This is a genomic window from Streptosporangium becharense (assembly GCF_014204985.1).
Taxonomy (GTDB): Bacteria; Actinomycetota; Actinomycetes; order Streptosporangiales; family Streptosporangiaceae; genus Streptosporangium; species Streptosporangium becharense.
The window spans coordinates 6,506,951-6,523,148 of record NZ_JACHMP010000001.1; the positions used below are offsets into that span (position 1 = coordinate 6,506,951).

The 16,198-nt window shown below is 72.9% G+C and carries 10 protein-coding genes; 2 read left to right on the forward strand and 8 right to left on the reverse strand.

Translation table 11 applies throughout. The annotated features are described in order from the left end of the window. Positions 1 to 17: 17 nt before the first annotated feature. The 4 genes from F4562_RS28380 to F4562_RS28395 are packed head-to-tail and all read right to left on the reverse strand — an operon-like array spanning position 18 to position 6,405. Positions 18 to 1,760, reverse strand: coding sequence for an acyclic terpene utilization AtuA family protein (locus F4562_RS28380; RefSeq protein ID WP_221206991.1), 1,743 nt, complete (start codon positions 1,758 to 1,760; stop codon positions 18 to 20). Beyond that, positions 1,760 to 2,584 (reverse strand): enoyl-CoA hydratase-related protein, encoded by an 825-nt coding sequence (locus F4562_RS28385; protein WP_184541393.1) that lies wholly within the window; start codon positions 2,582 to 2,584, stop codon positions 1,760 to 1,762. Before F4562_RS28385 ends, F4562_RS28380 begins: the two co-directional genes overlap by 1 nt. After that, on the reverse strand, positions 2,581 to 4,809 hold the full coding sequence (locus tag F4562_RS28390; RefSeq protein WP_221206916.1) for an acetyl/propionyl/methylcrotonyl-CoA carboxylase subunit alpha: 2,229 nt from the start codon (positions 4,807 to 4,809) through the stop codon (positions 2,581 to 2,583). Before F4562_RS28390 ends, F4562_RS28385 begins: the two co-directional genes overlap by 4 nt. Before the next feature lie 18 nt (positions 4,810 to 4,827). Beyond that, complete coding sequence (locus tag F4562_RS28395; RefSeq protein ID WP_184541782.1) at positions 4,828 to 6,405, reverse strand: acyl-CoA carboxylase subunit beta; 1,578 nt, start codon at positions 6,403 to 6,405, stop codon at positions 4,828 to 4,830. Positions 6,406 to 6,528: 123 nt separating this feature from the next. Between F4562_RS28395 and F4562_RS28400 the strand changes: the two genes are divergently transcribed. Beyond that, positions 6,529 to 6,738 (forward strand): hypothetical protein, encoded by a 210-nt coding sequence (locus F4562_RS28400; protein ID WP_184541392.1) that lies wholly within the window; start codon positions 6,529 to 6,531, stop codon positions 6,736 to 6,738. Here the strand turns inward: F4562_RS28400 and F4562_RS28405 are convergent. From F4562_RS28405 to F4562_RS34335, 4 genes are all read right to left on the reverse strand, one after another. Then, positions 6,691 to 7,905, reverse strand: a complete 1,215-nt coding sequence (locus F4562_RS28405) for a PrsW family intramembrane metalloprotease (RefSeq protein ID WP_184541391.1) — start codon at positions 7,903 to 7,905, stop codon at positions 6,691 to 6,693. The genes F4562_RS28400 and F4562_RS28405 overlap by 48 nt on opposite strands. Positions 7,906 to 8,168: 263 nt before the next feature. Beyond that, positions 8,169 to 9,146, reverse strand: coding sequence for an RNA ligase family protein (locus F4562_RS28410; RefSeq protein WP_184541390.1), 978 nt, complete (start codon positions 9,144 to 9,146; stop codon positions 8,169 to 8,171). Between the two features lie 108 nt (positions 9,147 to 9,254). Further along, positions 9,255 to 10,811, reverse strand: a complete 1,557-nt coding sequence (locus tag F4562_RS28415) for a hypothetical protein (RefSeq protein WP_184541389.1) — start codon at positions 10,809 to 10,811, stop codon at positions 9,255 to 9,257. 247 nt (positions 10,812 to 11,058) lie between these two features. Further along, positions 11,059 to 13,041, reverse strand: a complete 1,983-nt coding sequence (locus tag F4562_RS34335; RefSeq protein ID WP_311733982.1) for a serine/threonine-protein kinase — start codon at positions 13,039 to 13,041, stop codon at positions 11,059 to 11,061. A gap of 322 nt (positions 13,042 to 13,363) precedes the next feature. Here F4562_RS34335 and F4562_RS28425 point away from each other — a divergent pair, with 322 nt between their 5' ends. Further along, the gene (locus tag F4562_RS28425) at positions 13,364 to 16,144 is read left to right on the forward strand and encodes an immune inhibitor A domain-containing protein (RefSeq protein ID WP_184541388.1); all 2,781 of its coding nucleotides are present in this window, start codon (positions 13,364 to 13,366) and stop codon (positions 16,142 to 16,144) included. Positions 16,145 to 16,198: the final 54 nt, after the last annotated feature.

Here is a 16,198-nt window from a genome sequence, read left to right on the forward strand (position 1 = left end):
GCGGCGGGGCCGGTGCCTCACAGCAGTTCGGCGGGGATGTCGGCGAGCCGGGCACGCAGTTCCTCGCCGAGCGCCTTGGCCTGGGCGTCGAGGCGGGGATTGGCGGCCACGCCCCTGCCCAGCAGGCCGTGGACGACGAAGTTGAGGGCGAGCAGGTTGGGCAGCTCGAAACGCTCGATCCTGAGCCCGGCGGTGGACGGCAGCAACTCCGCCAGGCGTCCGGCCGTCAGGTAGGCGGCCAGCCACTCGAACTGCCCTGCCGTGCGGACCCAGACCCCCAGGTTGGCGTCGCCCCCCTTGTCGCCGGAACGGGCGCCGACGATGGTCCCCAGCGCGGCCCGCACGGTCCGCTCGCCGTCCCCGGTCCGCTCGCCGTCTCCGGCTCGTTCATCGGGTTCCGGCGGGGCACCGGTCCCGGCCGCGGGGTCCGCACCGGCCTCCCACACCACAGGGGCGGCACCGGATCCACCGCCGCCGGGCGGGCCGGAGATCTCCCGGCCGTCGAGCCACACGCGCGCCCGTACGCTCTCCGCCGGCACGAGCGTCGGCCAGTAGACCCCGTACGGCGAGGCGTCCCCGGGAGGGGTGAGGGCGTAGCAGCCGGGATAGCTCGCCAGGGCCGTCTCGACCACGGCGGAGGAGAACGCCCGCCCCGCCTTCTTCCGGTCGGCGTCCATCACGGTGATCCGGAGCAGGGCCGTCCCGGCGAGCGGGGTGAGCTCCACGTGCACCCGGTCGAACGACTCCTTCGGGACGCGTGCCCAGACGGCCTCCTCGGCCAGCCTCGCCTTGGCCTCGATGTCCAGGCCGGTCAGCACCAGTGTCATGGTGTTGCGGTGACCGGCCAGGTAGTTGACGGCGACCTTGAGGGTGTCGGGCGGCGCCTCGCCGCGCACTCCCCGGATCCGGACCCGGTCCGGCCCCTCCTGCTCCAGGCGGATCGTGTCGAAACGCGCGACCGCGTCGGGGCCGAGGTAGCGGGGTGAGCCGATCTCGTACAGCAGCTGTGCGGTGACGGTGCCCACCGAGACCAGCCCGCCGGTCCCGGGATGCTTGGTGACCACACTGGAGCCGTCCTCCGCCAGCTCCACCAGGGGGAAGCCGCAGCGGGCCGGGTCCGGGACCTCGGCGAAGAACGCGTAGTTGCCGCCGGTCGCCTGGCAGCCGCACTCGATGACGTGCCCGGCGACCATCGACCCGGCCAGCGCGTCGTGGTCGCCGGGGCCCCAGCCGTAACGCCAGATCCCCGGTCCGGTGACCAGCGCGGCGTCGGTCACCCGGCCGGTCACCACCACGTCGGCGCCGGCGGACAGGGCGTCGGCGATGGGCCGCCCGCCCAGGTACGCGTTGGCGGTCAGCGGCGCCGCGGGCAGCGGCTCACCGGTGTCGAGGTTGACCGCGCCGCCCAGGTCGCGGCCGGTGAGGTCGTCCCCGGTGACGTGCGCGACCCGCGCGTTCAGCCCGAGGCGTCCGGCCAGCTCGGCGACCGCCCCTGCGCACCCGGCGGGGTCGAGCCCGCCCGCGTTGGAGACGATCTTGATTCCCCGGTCCAGGCACGTCCCCAGCACCTCCTCCAGCTGCGTGAGGAAGGTCGTGGCGTACCCAGGACGCCCCCTGAGCCGGTTGCCCGCCAGGATCAGCATGGTCAGCTCGGCGAGCCAGTCGCCGGTGAGCACGTCGATCGGGCCGCCCTCCACCATCTCCCGGGCGGCCGACAACCGGTCGCCGTAGAAGCCGGAGCAGTTGGCGACGCGCAGCATCATGCCTCCTCGGCCGGCTCCCCGGCGGTGGGAACCCACGACGGGAGCCGCTTGTCCATGAAGGCGGCGATGCCCTCCTGTCCCTCGGCGGAGGTGAAGCGCCGGGCGGACAGCTCCGCCATCTGCCGCATGCCCTCCTCCACGCTCAGCGCCGGCACGGTCCGCACGAGCCGCTTGGTGAGCGCGAGCGCCTCCGGGCCGCCGCGCAGCAGCATGCCGGTGTAGTGGGCGACCGTCGCGTCCAGTTCCGCCTCGGGCACGGCCCGGGTGAGCAGCCCGATCTCCTGGGCACGGGCGGCGTCGAAGGTCTCGCCGGTGAGCAGGTACTCCGCCGCGGCACGCGGGTCGAGTCGCCGCAGCACGGTCACCGCGATCATCGCGGGCACCACGCCGAGCCGTACCTCGGTGAACGCGAACGACGCCGAATCGGGGGCGATCGCGAAGTCGCAGGCTGCCACCAGGCCCAGGCCGCCCGCCCGCGCGGTGCCGTTCAGGCGGCAGACCACGGGCTTCGGGCTCTCCCAGACGAGCCTCATGATCTCCGGAAACGACGCGGTCACCGGCGCCTCACCTGCGCCGGAGGGGGCGAGCCGCTGCTCCTTCAGGTCGGCACCCGCGCAGAACACCGGCCCGGTGCCGGTGAGCACGACCACCCGCACGCTCTCCTCGGCCAGGGCCCAGGTGAGCCGGTCCTCCAGGTCGCCGAGCAGCCGCACCGACAGCGCGTTGCGATTGCGGGGGGAGTCGAGAGTGATCGTCGCGACCCCTCCGGACACCTCCTTGCGCACCAGCCGCTCCACCGGTCGGTCCTCGTCGTCTCTCATCCCCGCTCCTCGATCACGGCCAGTACGGTTCCCGCCTCGACCTGACGGCCCGGCGTCACGTTCAGCGCGGACACCGTGCCCGCGACGGGCGCGGTGATCCGGTGCTCCATCTTCATGGCTTCGAGCACCACGACCACCTGCCCCGCGCCGACGTCCGCACCGGCCTCGACGTCGACCCGCAGCACCGTACCGGGCATGGGGGCCAGCAGGGAGCCCGCGGGCACGTGCTCGGCCGGTTCGGGCAGCCGGGGCAGCGGGGTGAGCCGCACCGCGCCGAGCGGGGAGTCGACGTGCGTCGCCCCGGCGTAGCGGGCGACGGCGAACCGGTGCCGCACCCCCGAGGTCTCCAGGACGACCGATGAGGGCGTCGCCCCGACCAGTGTCGTGTCCGGGAATCCCTCGGCGCGCAGGCCGTCCCGGGTGATCCGGTAGGCGACCTCGGCCTCCGCGAAGGAGACGCGCTGCGGTTGCGACACCACGTTGCGCCACCCGCTCGGCAGGGTGGCCTGCACGGGCGCCGCCGCCCGGTTGGCCGCCGCCTGTGCGAGCGCCGCGGCGAGGGCGGACAGCTCCAGCGTCCCCGGCCGGTCACCCGCGCCGTCCCGGTCGGCGGGCCCGCCATGGCTTCCGCGGTTTCCGGGGTCGCCGTGCCCCCGAACCGCAGACGCCGCCTCACCGGGTGCCGTCTCATCAGGCGCGGTCTCACCGGCCGCCGCCCCACCGGGTGCCGTCTCATCAGGCGCGGTCTCACCGGCCGCCGCCCCACCGGGTGCCGCCTCATCAGGGGCCGCCGCGTCGGGGACCCGTCCCGCCGGAGCGTGCTCGTCGAGGAACCCGGTGTGGGTCTCACCCGCCAGGAACGCCGGATGGCGTAGGACCTCCACCAGCAGGTCCCGGTTGGTGACGGGACCGTGGATCCGGGCGCCCGCCAGGGCCGCGGCGAGCACGCGCACGGCCTGGCCGCGCGTCGGGCCGTACGCGACCACCTTGGCGATCATCGGGTCGTAGTGGACGCCGATCTCCGAGCCGTCCTCCACCCCGGAGTCGAGACGCAGGCCGTACCGCCCGCCCGGTGGAGCCTCGAAACGGGAGCGCACGCCGGGAACCTCGAAGCGGTGCAGGACACCGCTCTGCGGGAGCCAGCCGCGGGCCGGATCCTCGGCGTAGAGCCGCGCCTCCACGGCGTGCCCCGACGGCTCCGGCGGCGAGGCGGGCAACCGGGCACCCTCGGCGATCCGGAGCTGGAGCTCGACGAGATCGACGCCGTGGACGCACTCGGTCACCGGGTGCTCCACCTGGAGGCGGGTGTTCATCTCCAGGAACGCCACCGTGTCACCCCGGACGAGGAACTCGACCGTCCCGGCGCCGACGTAACCGATGGCCCTGGCCGCCGTGACCGCCGCCTCGCGCAGCCGTGCCCCGGCCGCCGCGGAGATCCCCGGCGAGGGCGTCTCCTCGATCACCTTCTGGTGCCGCCGCTGGATCGAGCACTCCCGCTCGCCCAGTGCCCACACCGTCCCGTGGATGTCGGCGAGAATCTGCACCTCGACGTGCCGGGCGCCTTCCAGCAGCGGTTCGACGAACACCGCGCCGTCCCCGAACGCGGACGCGGCCTCCCGGCGCGCCGACTCGACCGCCGCGAGCAGGTCACCGGCCCGCCGCACCACGCGCATCCCGCGCCCGCCGCCGCCGGCCGCGGCCTTCACCAGAAGAGGGGTCCGCGGCCCGGCCGCGGACCCGCCCAATGCGGCGAGGACGGCGTCGGCCCCGCGTTCCAGGTCGGCCGCCGGGCAGCCGGGCTCCGCGGTGAAATCCGGAAGCACCGGGACCCCGGCGGCGGCCATCAGCGCCTTGGCCTCGATCTTGGAGCCCATCGCGGCGACCGCCTCCGGGGGAGGCCCCACCCAGGTCAGGCCGGCCTCCAGCACGGCCCGCGCGAAACCGGCGTTCTCCGAGAGGAACCCGTAACCGGGATGGACCGCGTCCGCCCCAGCCCGGAGGGCCGCCGTGACGATCCGCTCCACCGACAGGTACGTCTCGGCGGGCGTGACGCCGGGCAGCCGCACGGCGTGGTCGGCCTCGGCCGCGTGCGGCGCGCGGGCGTCGGCGTCGGAGAACACCGCGACGGTCTCGACGCCGAGGTCGCGGCAGGTACGGAAGACACGCCGGGCGATCTCTCCCCGGTTGGCGACGAGGAGCCGGCCGATCACGCTCAAGGGCCACATCCGGGGACGGTCACGGGCTCACATCCGGAAGACGCCGAAGCCCGCGGGCTCCGGGACGGGGGCGTTGTTGACGGCCGACAGGCACAGGCCGAGGACCGTGCGGGTGTCACGGGGGTCGATCACCCCGTCGTCGTAGAGACGGCCGGACAGGAAGAACGGCAGCGACTCGGCCTCGATCTGCGCCTCGACCATCTGGCGCATCGCCGCGTCGGCCTCCTCGTCGTAGACCTGCCCTCGGGCCTCGGCCGCGGCACGCCCGACGATGGACAACACCCCGGCGAGCTGGGCGGGCCCCATGACGGCGGATTTCGCACTCGGCCAGGAGAACAGGAACCGCGGGGCGTAGGCCCGCCCGCACATGCCGTAGTTGCCCGCCCCGTACGAGGCGCCCATGACGATCGTGATGTGCGGGACGGTCGAGTTGGACACCGCGTTGATCATCATGGCGCCGTGTTTAATGATGCCGCCCTGCTCGTACTCCCTGCCGACCATGTAGCCGGTGGTGTTCTGCAGGAAGACCAGCGGGGTGCGGGTCCGGTTGGCGAGCTGGATGAACTGCGCGGCCTTCTGGGCCTCCTCGCTGAACAGGACACCCCGGGCGTTGGCGAGGATCCCGACCGGGTAGCCGTGCAGCCGGGCCCACCCGGTCACCAGGCTCCCGCCGTACAGCGGCTTGAACTCGTCGAACTCGCTGCCGTCCACCACCCGTACGATCACCTCGCGCGGGTCGAACGGGATGCGCAGGTCCTCCGGCACGATGCCCAGCAGCTCGTCCTCCTCACGCAGCGGGTCGCGCACGGCAAGCGGCGCGGCGCCGAGCCTGCGGTGGTTCAGGCTCCGGACGATCCGCCGCCCGATCCGCAGCGCGTCGTGCTCGTCGGCGGCCAAGTGGTCGGCCAGGCCGCTGACGCGGGCGTGCATCTCCGCGCCGCCCAGCGACTCCTCGTCCGACTCCTCGCCGGTGGCCATCCTGACCAGCGGCGGCCCGCCGAGGAAGACCTTCGCGCGTTCCCTGACCATCACCACGTGGTCGCTCATCCCGGGGACGTACGCCCCACCGGCGGTGGAGCTGCCGAAGACGAGGGCGATCGTGGGGATCCCGGCCGCGGACAGGCGGGTCAGGTCACGGAAGATCCGCCCGCCCGGGATGAAGATCTCCTTCTGCGTCGGCAGGTCCGCCCCGCCCGACTCGACCAGGTTGACCAGCGGCAACCGGTTCTCCAGGGCGATGTCGGCCGCCCTGAGGGTCTTGCGCAGGGTCCACGGGTTGGACGCGCCGCCCCGCACGGTCGGGTCGTTGGCGACGATCACGCACTCGACGCCCTCGATCACCCCGATCCCGGTGACGACGCTCGCCCCCACGGGGAACTCGCTGCCCCAGCCGGCCAGCGGCGACAGCTCCAGGAACGCCGAGTCGGGGTCGAGAAGCAGCTCGATCCGCTCCCGGGCGAGCAGCTTGCCCCGCCGGCGGTGCCGCTCGACGTACTTGCCGCCGCCGCCCGCCACCGCCTTGGCGTGCTCGGCGTCGAGCTCGGCGAGCTTGGCGAGCATGGCCTCGCGCCGGGACAGGTATTCGGCGCCGGAGACGTCGAGCATGACGGCGGTCAGCCGCGGGGCGGAGTCTCGGACGTGATGATCACGCCAGTCACGGTAGCCCATCGCCCGTCCACCCGCCAGATCCGTACGCATGTTCCGCCTTCGCCGGGAAAGTCACGGTGCATGGACGACAAGTCGAAGAATCACGCCCCCGGGTCGGCCGTCAGCCTGCCCATCGCGATCGCGATCGGAGTCGCCCTGGGCCCCGCTCTGGGGCTTCTGCTGGGCAACCTCGCCATGGGCATGGGGATCGGCCTCGCCGTCGGCGCGGGCCTGGGTGCGGCCCTACTCGCCTGGTCCGACGAGAGGAAGGGCCAGAGCGGGGGTCGCTGAGCAGCCCCGCGTCCGCGGCGGCACGGCGGAACGGATCACCAGATGGGCACGGGAGGCCGCCATGACCGCCAGCAGCGCGTCGCGGTCGTCGGCGAACCGCCGTGACACCCGGGCGTCACGCCCGGCCCTGTGGTGGAGCGCGGCCAGCGCGGTCGCGGCCCGCTGGTAGTCCGACATCGCGCGTCCGGCCCCGAGGCGCCCGGCCCACCGCCGGGCCTGCCTGCGGACGCGCGGCGAGCTCAGCATGCCGATGTCCTCGGGGGTGACGAGCCCGGTCGGCACGTACGCCGGCAGGTCGCGGCTGATCCCGGTGACCAGTTGCCGTCGTTCCCGGACCGCGACGGTGACCAGGCCGGCGATGACGACCGCGCCGACCAGGTACACCACGCCCAGTGCGGCCGGGGAGTTCAGCGCGGCGGCCCCGTTCCACATGCCGTGCAGGACCACGGCTCCCGCGTAACCCAGCGGGATGAGCGCGAAGCGGCCCCCGCCGCGTCCGGTGACCGCGTGCGCGACGCCGAGCCCGATCATCGAGGTGGCGATCGGGTGCAGGAGCGGGGTGAGCACTCCCCGCAGCACGAAGGTGGCCACCGTCGCCGCCGTCCCGGCCACGCCGAACGCCGCGGAGTAGTAGAGGACGTTCTCCACGGCGGCGAATCCCAGCGCCACCACGGAGGCGTAGACGATGCCGTCGGTCGGCCCGTCCAGCTCGTGACGGCACCGCCACAGCAGCCACAGCAGCGCGGCGCCCTTGGCCGCCTCCTCGACCGCGGGGGCCACCGCCACCATGGTCACCGTCCGCGCGTCCTGCGGGCCCATGCCGAGCGCGGAGACCGTCGCCTCACCGGCCGTCTCCAGGCCGATGGAGACGACCACCGCGATCCCCGCCCCCCAGACGAAGGCGAAGAGCAGGTGGAGCCGCGGTTCCGGTTCCAGCCGGTCGAGCACCAGCACCGCGGCGAGCAGGACGGGCAGGGGCGCCACCCCCAGGGCGACGGACAGGCCGAACCCGTCGCCGCCGCTGCCCGCCAGGACGAACGCCAGGGTCGCCAGGGCACACAGCCCGGAGACCGCGAGCGTGATGACCATTCCCCGCTGTGGACGGGCCGCCGTCCGGCCGCCGTCCCGCACGGCCGGTGGACCGGCCGTCTCCCACGTGTCCCTCATCGTCGCCTCCTCGTGGATCGTGTGTCCTGGGGGGAGGAGGCAACAGTGACCCGGCCCGGTTGACGGACACTTGCAGGACACGTGCACTCCCACCTGCCCTGAGCTGCGAGAACGCTCCGCGGGGCGGGTCGGCGGCATCACGCGGCCGACGGGATCGGACGGTCGGCGGGATCAGACGGTCGGTGGGATCAGACGGTCGGTGGGTCGGCGGGGTCACGCGGCCGACGGAGCGGGTGGCCGGCCGGGTCACGCGGCCGGCCGGATCAGACGGCCGGCGGGTCCGAGACCAGCAGGCGCACCCCCGGCGCCAGGGCGTCGCCCAGGCGGCGGCGCTCGTCGTCCGCCAGGCCGCCCAGGTCCTCGGAGAGGTCGGCGAGCAGGTCGGCGAGGACCTCCGCCGCCAGCACGTCGGGACCGGCACCGGGGCCGAGCTTGCTGCGGGCCGAGGCCGCCCGCGGCGGGGTGAGCCGGTCGACCGCCGCCGCCAGCAGCCAGCCGGGCACCCCGGCCGCCCCGTCGGCGGGAGGCACGAAGGGCCTGGCACCGTCGTAGCGGGAGTCCTCCGCGAAGGCGGGGAGCTTGACCTTCAGCACCGGACGCGGACCGTGCTCCTCCACCGGCCAGCGACCGGCCGGCTTGACCACGTACCCTTCGGCGAGGTTGCCGGGCAGGGGCGGCAGGCCGAGCAGCGCGGGCACCTCGGTGGGGAACTCCACCGGGGTCTCCTGCACCTCGGCCCGCCGCCCCCGTCTCAGCAGCGGGACGCAGCGCAGCCCGGTCCCGGCCAGGTGCTCCTCCAGGTCGGCACGGCCCAGCCAGGTCTGCCCGGCCGCGGTGTGGACGAGCGCGTCGAACGCCAGCCACACCAGCCCCGGGCTGTACCAGATCCCGGTCTGCACCGGCTGGGCCCCGTCCTCGGCCGTTACCTCCGGGTGCGGGTAGTGGCCGCCGGCCAGTTCGCCGTACAGGACCACCTCGCGCACGCCGCCGAGGCTGTGCCCCACCCGCCGGGCGACCGTCGAGGCGGCGGTGGCCAGGAGCGGCCAGATGCGGGCCACCCCGAAGAAGACGTCCAGCTCGCTCTCGTCCAGGATGCCCCGGCGGCGGGCCGCCCGCGTCCGGACGCCGTCGGTCACCAGCGCGAGGTGAGCGCCGTGCACCTTCTCCTCGGCCACCCACATCCCCGCGCGCGCGGGACCGTCGCTCCACCGCTGGGAGATCTTCGGGTACCACTCCGGCATCTCGCTGTCGTCCTCTCTTCGCGACGGGTCTCACAGGAGGGTCGTGGTCCCGCCCGAGCGGGTTTCCGGCCGTGCCTCGGACCGGGCTCCGGGCCGCCCGAGGGCGGGCTAGTTCGTGCAGACGGTGTCGAACTCGGCGCGCTCGGTCTCCGCCACGCCCGCGGGCTCGACGATCCGCAGGCGCATGCTCCCCTTGAGGGAGGTGGTGCGGAAGAAGACGTTGGAGACGGTCCTGCTCCCGGCCTTGTCGAACGTCACGGACACCGGATCAGGGCCGGGCCAGGGGCCCTGCTGGTTGACCCACACGTACTTGACGGTCATCGGCTTGGTCACCGTGATCGTCGCCGACACGTCGTGCCGCAGACCGTACTGCCCGGTACAGGGCCCGTTGTGGGAGGCGGGGACGACCTTCATGTCGGAGGCGGTGACCTCCGTGTTGGTCGGCGGGGGCGTCGGGTCCGTGCAGGTGACGGTGAAGGCGGCCTGTGCGGTGTCCGGGACCGTCACCGGGGAGATGATCTTGAGGGTGCCCGAGCCCTTGACGACGGGCACCTCACGGTCGCCCCGGACCGTCAGCGTGTGCGGCACGACGTCCTTGGCCCCCGGGGCGCCGGTGAAGGACAGCGTGTTGACCGGGCCGGCGCCGCCCTCGCTGTCGAGCCACTGGTACCTCACCTCGGCCGGGACCCGGTTGACGGCGATCGTGCCGGTGAAGGTCAGGGTCGTGGGGCAGGCGCCGGTGTAGGTGGGCCTGTCCACCGCGGCGGCCGGCGTCACCACCAGGTCGGGGCCGGGGTCGTCGCAGGTGACGCTGTAGGTCGCCCGCGGCGAGTCGATGCCGGACGGGCTGACGATCCGGATGGCCTTCCATCCGGTGGAGGTGGCCTTGACCGGGTGGGTGACGACGACCGGGCGGCTGCGCGGGCCGTTGGCCGGGAAGTCCAGCTGCTGGATGGGGCCCTCACCGCCGGCGCTGTCGATCCACTGGTAGCCGACCCGGGCGGGCAGCTGGGAGACCTGGATGAGCCCGTTGAAGCGGACCGGCTGCCCGGTGGCCGGGCACTGGCCCTTGTAGGTCGCCGGATGCGCGGTGACCGAGGCGGCGGCGCGGATCGGCTCGGTGGGGGTTTCCGGTCCGCCGCCTCCGCCCTGTGGGGTCTGGGGGGACTGCGGGGTGTGCGGCCGGGCCGGTGGGGTGGCCGGCAGCGGGTGGCTGCCGTCGTAGACGACGGGTTCGCTGCCGGCGCAGCCGACGGTGAAGTGGGCCTTGCGGGACAGGCCCTTCCTGCCGATGATCTCCACGGCCTGCCAGCCGCGGGCCTCCCAGTCGAAGGTCTGCCGGTCGCGGACGAGGAGTTTGCGGGTGCCCTTGACCGTGACGGTCTTGACGGCGCTACGGGTGCCGTCACTGCGGACCCAGCGGTAGCGCACCGTGCCGGAGCCGCGCGCCACCAGGCTGGCGGAGAAGCCGACCGTGGTGGGGCAGGCGCCCGAGTAGCGGGCCGGTCCGGCCTTGACGTTGCCCACGCTCACCCTGACCTGAGCCGCGGAGCCGCCGGCGGCGGTGACGGCTCCGGTGGTGGCCGAGGCGAGCGGGGCGGGCCCGGCCAGGAGCGCGGCCAGCAGCGGACTGAGCACCGCCGTCCTGAAAAGAATATTTCTCACGTTTCCCTCTCGAGGCTGGGTCATACGATGACCAAGCCTGTCAAGGTCGAGTTGCGAGTGGCTTGGAATCGTCCTGTGAGGACTTGAGGATCCGTCGGCCGCCCGCAGGACACCGCGGGGGCCCGGCCCGTCCAAGCCCGCTGCGGCGGCCCGGCCCGTCGAAGCCCGCTGCGGCGGCGTGGCCGGTCCGGGCCGCGGCCGGTCCGGCCCGCCGCGGAGACGCCCCGTACGGTGAGGGACCGCCGGCTCAGCCGCAGTGACTCCAGCCGCTCTTCCACGAGATCGAGCCGTGTGACCCGCCCCAGATCACGCACTTCCTGGCGGCGGACAGCCGCACGGGGCCCGCGTACGAGGTGAACGCGCCGGGGTTGCTCCCGCTCGCGCCGCCCTGCACCTGGAGGATCGCGTTCATCGAGATCTTGCCGGGGATCACGTACTTGGACATCGTGACGACGCAGTTCTTGCCCGCCCCGGAGTTGTACAGCAGGTAGACGGTCGCCACGGTACCCAGTGCTCTGGAGTTGACGACCTTGTAACCGCTGCCGCACACGCCGGTCGCCGTGTACGGGTTGAGCTTCTGCGTTGCGCTCGTGGGTTTCGGGGTCGGCTTGGCGGTGGTCGTGGGGCCGGCGGTGGGCCTGGCGGTGACGGTGGGCTTCGGGGTGGGTTTCGGGGTCGGCTTCGGGACGGTCGTGGGCACGGGCGTCGGTTTGGGTGCCGAGGGGGACGTGGCGGTCGGGCTCGGCCCGGCCCCGGACCGCGGTCCGGGGCTCTGCGAGGGTTTCCCGCCCGGGCCCCCGCTCGGCCGCCCGGTGGCCCGGTCCGGGCCGCCCGCCCGGGGCGGGGAGGGGCGTGCCGTCTGGCGGGACACGCTGGGTGTGATGATCCCCGCCCGCTCCTCGTCCCGGGACTCGGTGGGGGCGGGTGTCCCGCCGCCCGTCGGTGAGGTGCCGGGGCCGCGCGCGGGGTCCGGCCGCCCCCCGGCGCCCGGGGAGGCGGCGGCGGGCGCCGTGGTGACGGCGGCCTGCGCCATCGACGCCTTCCCGTCGCCGCGCAGGACCACGACGGCCCCGGCGGCCACGGCGAGCGCGGCCACGCCCGCCACGCCGGAGAGCAGGAGCCCGACCGGCAGTGCCCGCCGTCCTCGCGGGGAAGACGCCGAGCCGTCCCGCCGGACGCCGTCCCGCGGGATCCCGCCGTCATCCGGCCGGTCCTGACGTGGCCCGCCCGGATGCGGGACGTCCTGCCCGGCGTCGCGCGAAGCGGCGGCGGGAGGAGCGGATGCGGGGGAGTGGGGGGATCCGGGTGCGAGGTGGGCGGACGCGGGGGAGTGGGGAGACCCGGGTGCGGGATGGGATGACGCGGGGGAGCCGGAGGACCCCGGGGCGGGGCGGGATGACGCGGGAGGCTGCGCGGGGACGGCGGGGATGCCGCCCATCAGGTGGTTGACGAGCTGATCCGCGGTGGGGCGTCGGGCCGGGTCCTTCGACAGGCTGGCGGACACCAGGTCCCGCAGCGGCCCCTCCAGATCGCCCAGCTCCGGCTCCGCGTTCAGGATCCGGTTGATCACGACGGCGATCGACTCCTCGCCGAACGCGGGCGTGCCGGTCGCCGCGAAGACCATGGTGACGCCCCAGGCGAAGACGTCGACCGCGGGGGTCACCTCACCCGGGCCGAGCTGCTCGGGAGCGAGGTAGGAGGGTGTCCCCATCGCCATCCCGGTCGCGGTCATCCCCGGCGAGTCCAGCGCTCTGGCGATGCCGAAGTCGATCACCACCGGGCCCTCGGGGCCCATCAGCACGTTAGCGGGCTTGAAGTCGCGGTGCAGGATGCCGGCCCGGTGGATCGCCGTCAGCGCGGTGGCCGTGCTGACGGCCAGGCGCTCCAGCGCGGCGCCGCGCCGCGGTCCCTCCCGGCCGACGAGCTGACGCAGGGAGGGGCCGGGGACGTACTCGCTCACGATGTACGGCCGGCTGCCCGCGAGATCGGCGTGGAGCACCGACGCGGTGCAGAACCGGGCCACCCGCTGGGCGACGGACACCTCGCGCAGGAAGCGGGCACGTGCCTCGGGGTCGGCGGCCAGCCCGTGGTGGAGGAGCTTGACGGCGACCTGCTCGTCCGCCGGCCCCCGGCCGAGGTAGACGACGCCCTGGCCGCCCTCGCCGAGTCGTCCGGTCAGCTCGAACACGCCCAGGCGCCGCGGATCTTCCGCCGTGAGCGGCTGTGCCACGATACCCCCTGGACGAAACCCGACTAACGGTTTATGTGGTGCAGAACGCTACCAGTGTGCATGGAAGCCCGCCGGGAGCCCGCAGGAAGCCTCAGGGGCCGTCGTGGCCGCGGTGAGACGACGCGACTCCGCTCCGCAGCCGGGCGGATGCCGCAATGGAAACCATCTCCATAACTTGACAAAACATAATGATTGCAATTTTGCAACATAATTCGGTCCGTTTACTACGGCTTTACCTTCTCCTCTAACCTCCCGCTCGGTGCGCTCATCCGGCGCGCCGGGATTCCGCGCCCCGTGAATCCGGGGCAGGGGAGGAAAAGCGTTGTCCAGCAGAGTGAGGAGTGGGGGCGCCCGAAAGCGCCTCCTCGCGATCGTGCCCGTGCTCGGCCTGGCCGCCGCGGGGCTCGCGGCGGGGACTGCGTCCGCGGACGGTGACACCTCGGTCGCGCGGTACCAGCCGACCGCGGCCGACTACTACATCAACTACGCTCCGCCCAGGGACGAGCCCGAGGTCGCCGACCCGGCCGTGCCGTCGGCCAAGGCCCGCAAGTCCAGCCCGTCCAAGAAGCTCGACCGGAAGTTCTCCGGCGGAAACCCGGCCGCTGCGCGGGTGCTGGCCGCCCGTGAGGCAGAAGCGATCAAGACGGGGCTCAACCCCGCGGACTTCCTCTTCAAGAAGTCGAAGACCGTCAAGACAGCCAAGTTGCTCACCCTGCTGGTGGAGTTCAACGACAAGGCCAACGATGACTTCTCCGGGTTCGTCCGCCCGGCGAGCGTCGACAGCGAGGACCCCGCCGAGTGCGTCACCGAGCCGCCGGGCACCCTGCTCAACGGCCCGCTGCACAACAAGATCCCCAATCCGGCGACCCTCGCGCACAAGGACAACAACAGCTTCTGGGTGCCGGACTTCAGCCCCGAGCACTTCAACAAGATGCTTTACAGCTCCGAGGGCATCACCGAGCGCGTCCGCCCCGACCTGACCGACCCCCGGGACGGCCGCAAGGGCATCGACATCTCCAAGCACACCATGAAGAACATGTACGAGGAGATGTCCAAGGGCGCCTACACCGTCACCGGGCAGGCCAGCGAGTGGATCAAGGTCCCGCACTCCGAGGCGTACTACGGCGCCCGAGCCTGCGGCAAGGAAGTCCAGGACATGAGCGGTCACCCGAGCAACCCGCTCGGCCCCGGCCAGCTCGCCATCGACGCGGTGAACACCCTGGCCGCCTCCGACCCGTCCTTCCCCTGGGCCGACTACGACATCGAGGACGTCGCCGACTCCGACGGTGACGGGAACTTCGCCGAGCCGGACGGCGTGGTCGACCACCTGGTGCTCGTGCACGCCGGAAAGGACAAGTCCTCCGACGGCGGCGCCGAGGGCACCTACGCGATCTGGGCCCACTCCAGCGCGGTGGCCGGCGGCTACCAGGTGCCCGGCACGAACGTGAAGATCTCCAACTACATCGTCCAGCCCGAGGACTCCGGCGTCGGCGTCTTCGCCCACGAGTACGGCCACGACCTCGGCCTGCCCGACCTCTACGACACCACCGGCCAGGCGTCCTCGGCGGTCGACTTCTGGGACCTGATGTCCAGCGGCTCGCACAGCGGCCCGATCTTCCAGTCGATGCCGTCCCACATGGGCCTGTGGGACAAGTGGATCCTCGGCTGGGCCAGCCCGAAGGTCTTCAACCCCGGTGACCGCGCTCGCGCGGTGACGATCGGCCAGGCCTCGCGCACGCCGAAGCTGACCGAGGACGGCGTGCGGGTGAACCTGACCAGCACCCCCCTGGAGATGGTCAAGCCGCACAGCGGCACCAAGACGTGGTGGTCCAACCTCGACCAGGAGTGGGCCGACTCCAAGCTCACCCGCGACCTCCAGGTGCCGGCCGGGACCGACGTGAAGTTCCGGCTCTGGAACAACTACGAGATCGAAGAGGACTGGGACTTCGGCTTCATCGAGGTCTCCACCGACGGCGGCGCCACCTGGACCCAGCAGAAGGTCTACACCGAGGGCGGCGTCCTGGTCTCCACCGACGACGACTACACCGACCCGAACAAGAACCTCGCCAAGTTCGGCAACCGCAAGTACGGCCTCACCGGTACGACCGACGGCTGGCGGCACGACTACGTCGACCTGACCCCGTACGCGGGCAAGACCGTCAAGCTCCGGCTGGTCTACGACACCGACGCGGCCTTCACCCCGCGCGGCTGGCACGCCGACGACTTCTCGCTCACCAACGGCGACCAGACCGTCTGGAGCGACGACGTCGAGAGCGGCAACAACGGCTGGACGACCGCCGGCGGCACGTACACCAACACGCACGGCCAGGGCTGGGTCGTCAACGACGGCTTCCGTGAGATCTCCCGGTTCTACCTCGCGGAGTGGCGCAACTTCGACGGCTTCGACAAGGGCCTGCAGTACGCCTACAGCACCAACTACTCGCGCGAGGGTGCGTGGAAGACGGAGAAGGTCAAGTACAACGCGCCCGGCATGCTCGTCTGGTACCGCGACTCGACCTACACCAACAACTCCCTGGCCAACAACCTCGACCTGGCGCCGAGCATCGGTTCCAAGGGAAGCCTGCTGCTGGTCGACTCCCACTTCGACCCGCTGCGCCGGACCGGCACCGCGGCCGAGAAGGACCCCACCACGCTGAAGAACATGCAGGGCCGCATGCAGACCTCGAACGCGGCCTTCTCCTTCAGCAGGACCTACCCGTTCACCGAGTGCTTCGAGGCTCCGGGCGAGCCCTTCAGCGAGTACTGCACCAAGGTGGACAGGCTGCGCGGCGTGTCGGAGTTCACCGACGCCAAGACCTGGTACCCGGGCTTCGAACTCCGCGGTGACAGCCTGTTCTACCGCGACTTCGACGCCTCGGTGGTCGTCCCGTCCAAGGGCGACCAGTCGTACAGCACTCGGGTCGTCAACCCCGACGGCACCCCGGCCACCGAGGCCTACGGCACCGACATGGGCAACGGCAACGTCCTCGGCTCCGGCAACCCCGGTGACGAGGGTAAGGCGCTGGGCGTGAAGCTCAAGCTCCTCACCCCGCTCCCGGGCAACATCGGCGCGATCGTCCACGTCACCCCGCCCAAGAACTGAACCACCCCACCGGATGAGGGGCCCCGCCGCCACCCGCGGCGGGGCCCTACCATT

Coding starts and splice junctions, on each gene's coding strand:
- F4562_RS28380 (WP_221206991.1), bottom strand. CDS start 1,760: ATGCTGCGCGTCGCCAACTGCTCCGGCTTCTACGGCGACCGGTTGTCG.
- F4562_RS28385 (WP_184541393.1), bottom strand. CDS start 2,584: ATGAGAGACGACGAGGACCGACCGGTGGAGCGGCTGGTGCGCAAGGAG.
- F4562_RS28390 (WP_221206916.1), bottom strand. CDS start 4,809: ATGTGGCCCTTGAGCGTGATCGGCCGGCTCCTCGTCGCCAACCGGGGA.
- F4562_RS28395 (WP_184541782.1), bottom strand. CDS start 6,405: ATGCTCGACGTCTCCGGCGCCGAATACCTGTCCCGGCGCGAGGCCATG.
- F4562_RS28400 (WP_184541392.1), top strand. CDS start 6,529: ATGGACGACAAGTCGAAGAATCACGCCCCCGGGTCGGCCGTCAGCCTG.
- F4562_RS28405 (WP_184541391.1), bottom strand. CDS start 7,905: ATGAGGGACACGTGGGAGACGGCCGGTCCACCGGCCGTGCGGGACGGC.
- F4562_RS28410 (WP_184541390.1), bottom strand. CDS start 9,146: ATGCCGGAGTGGTACCCGAAGATCTCCCAGCGGTGGAGCGACGGTCCC.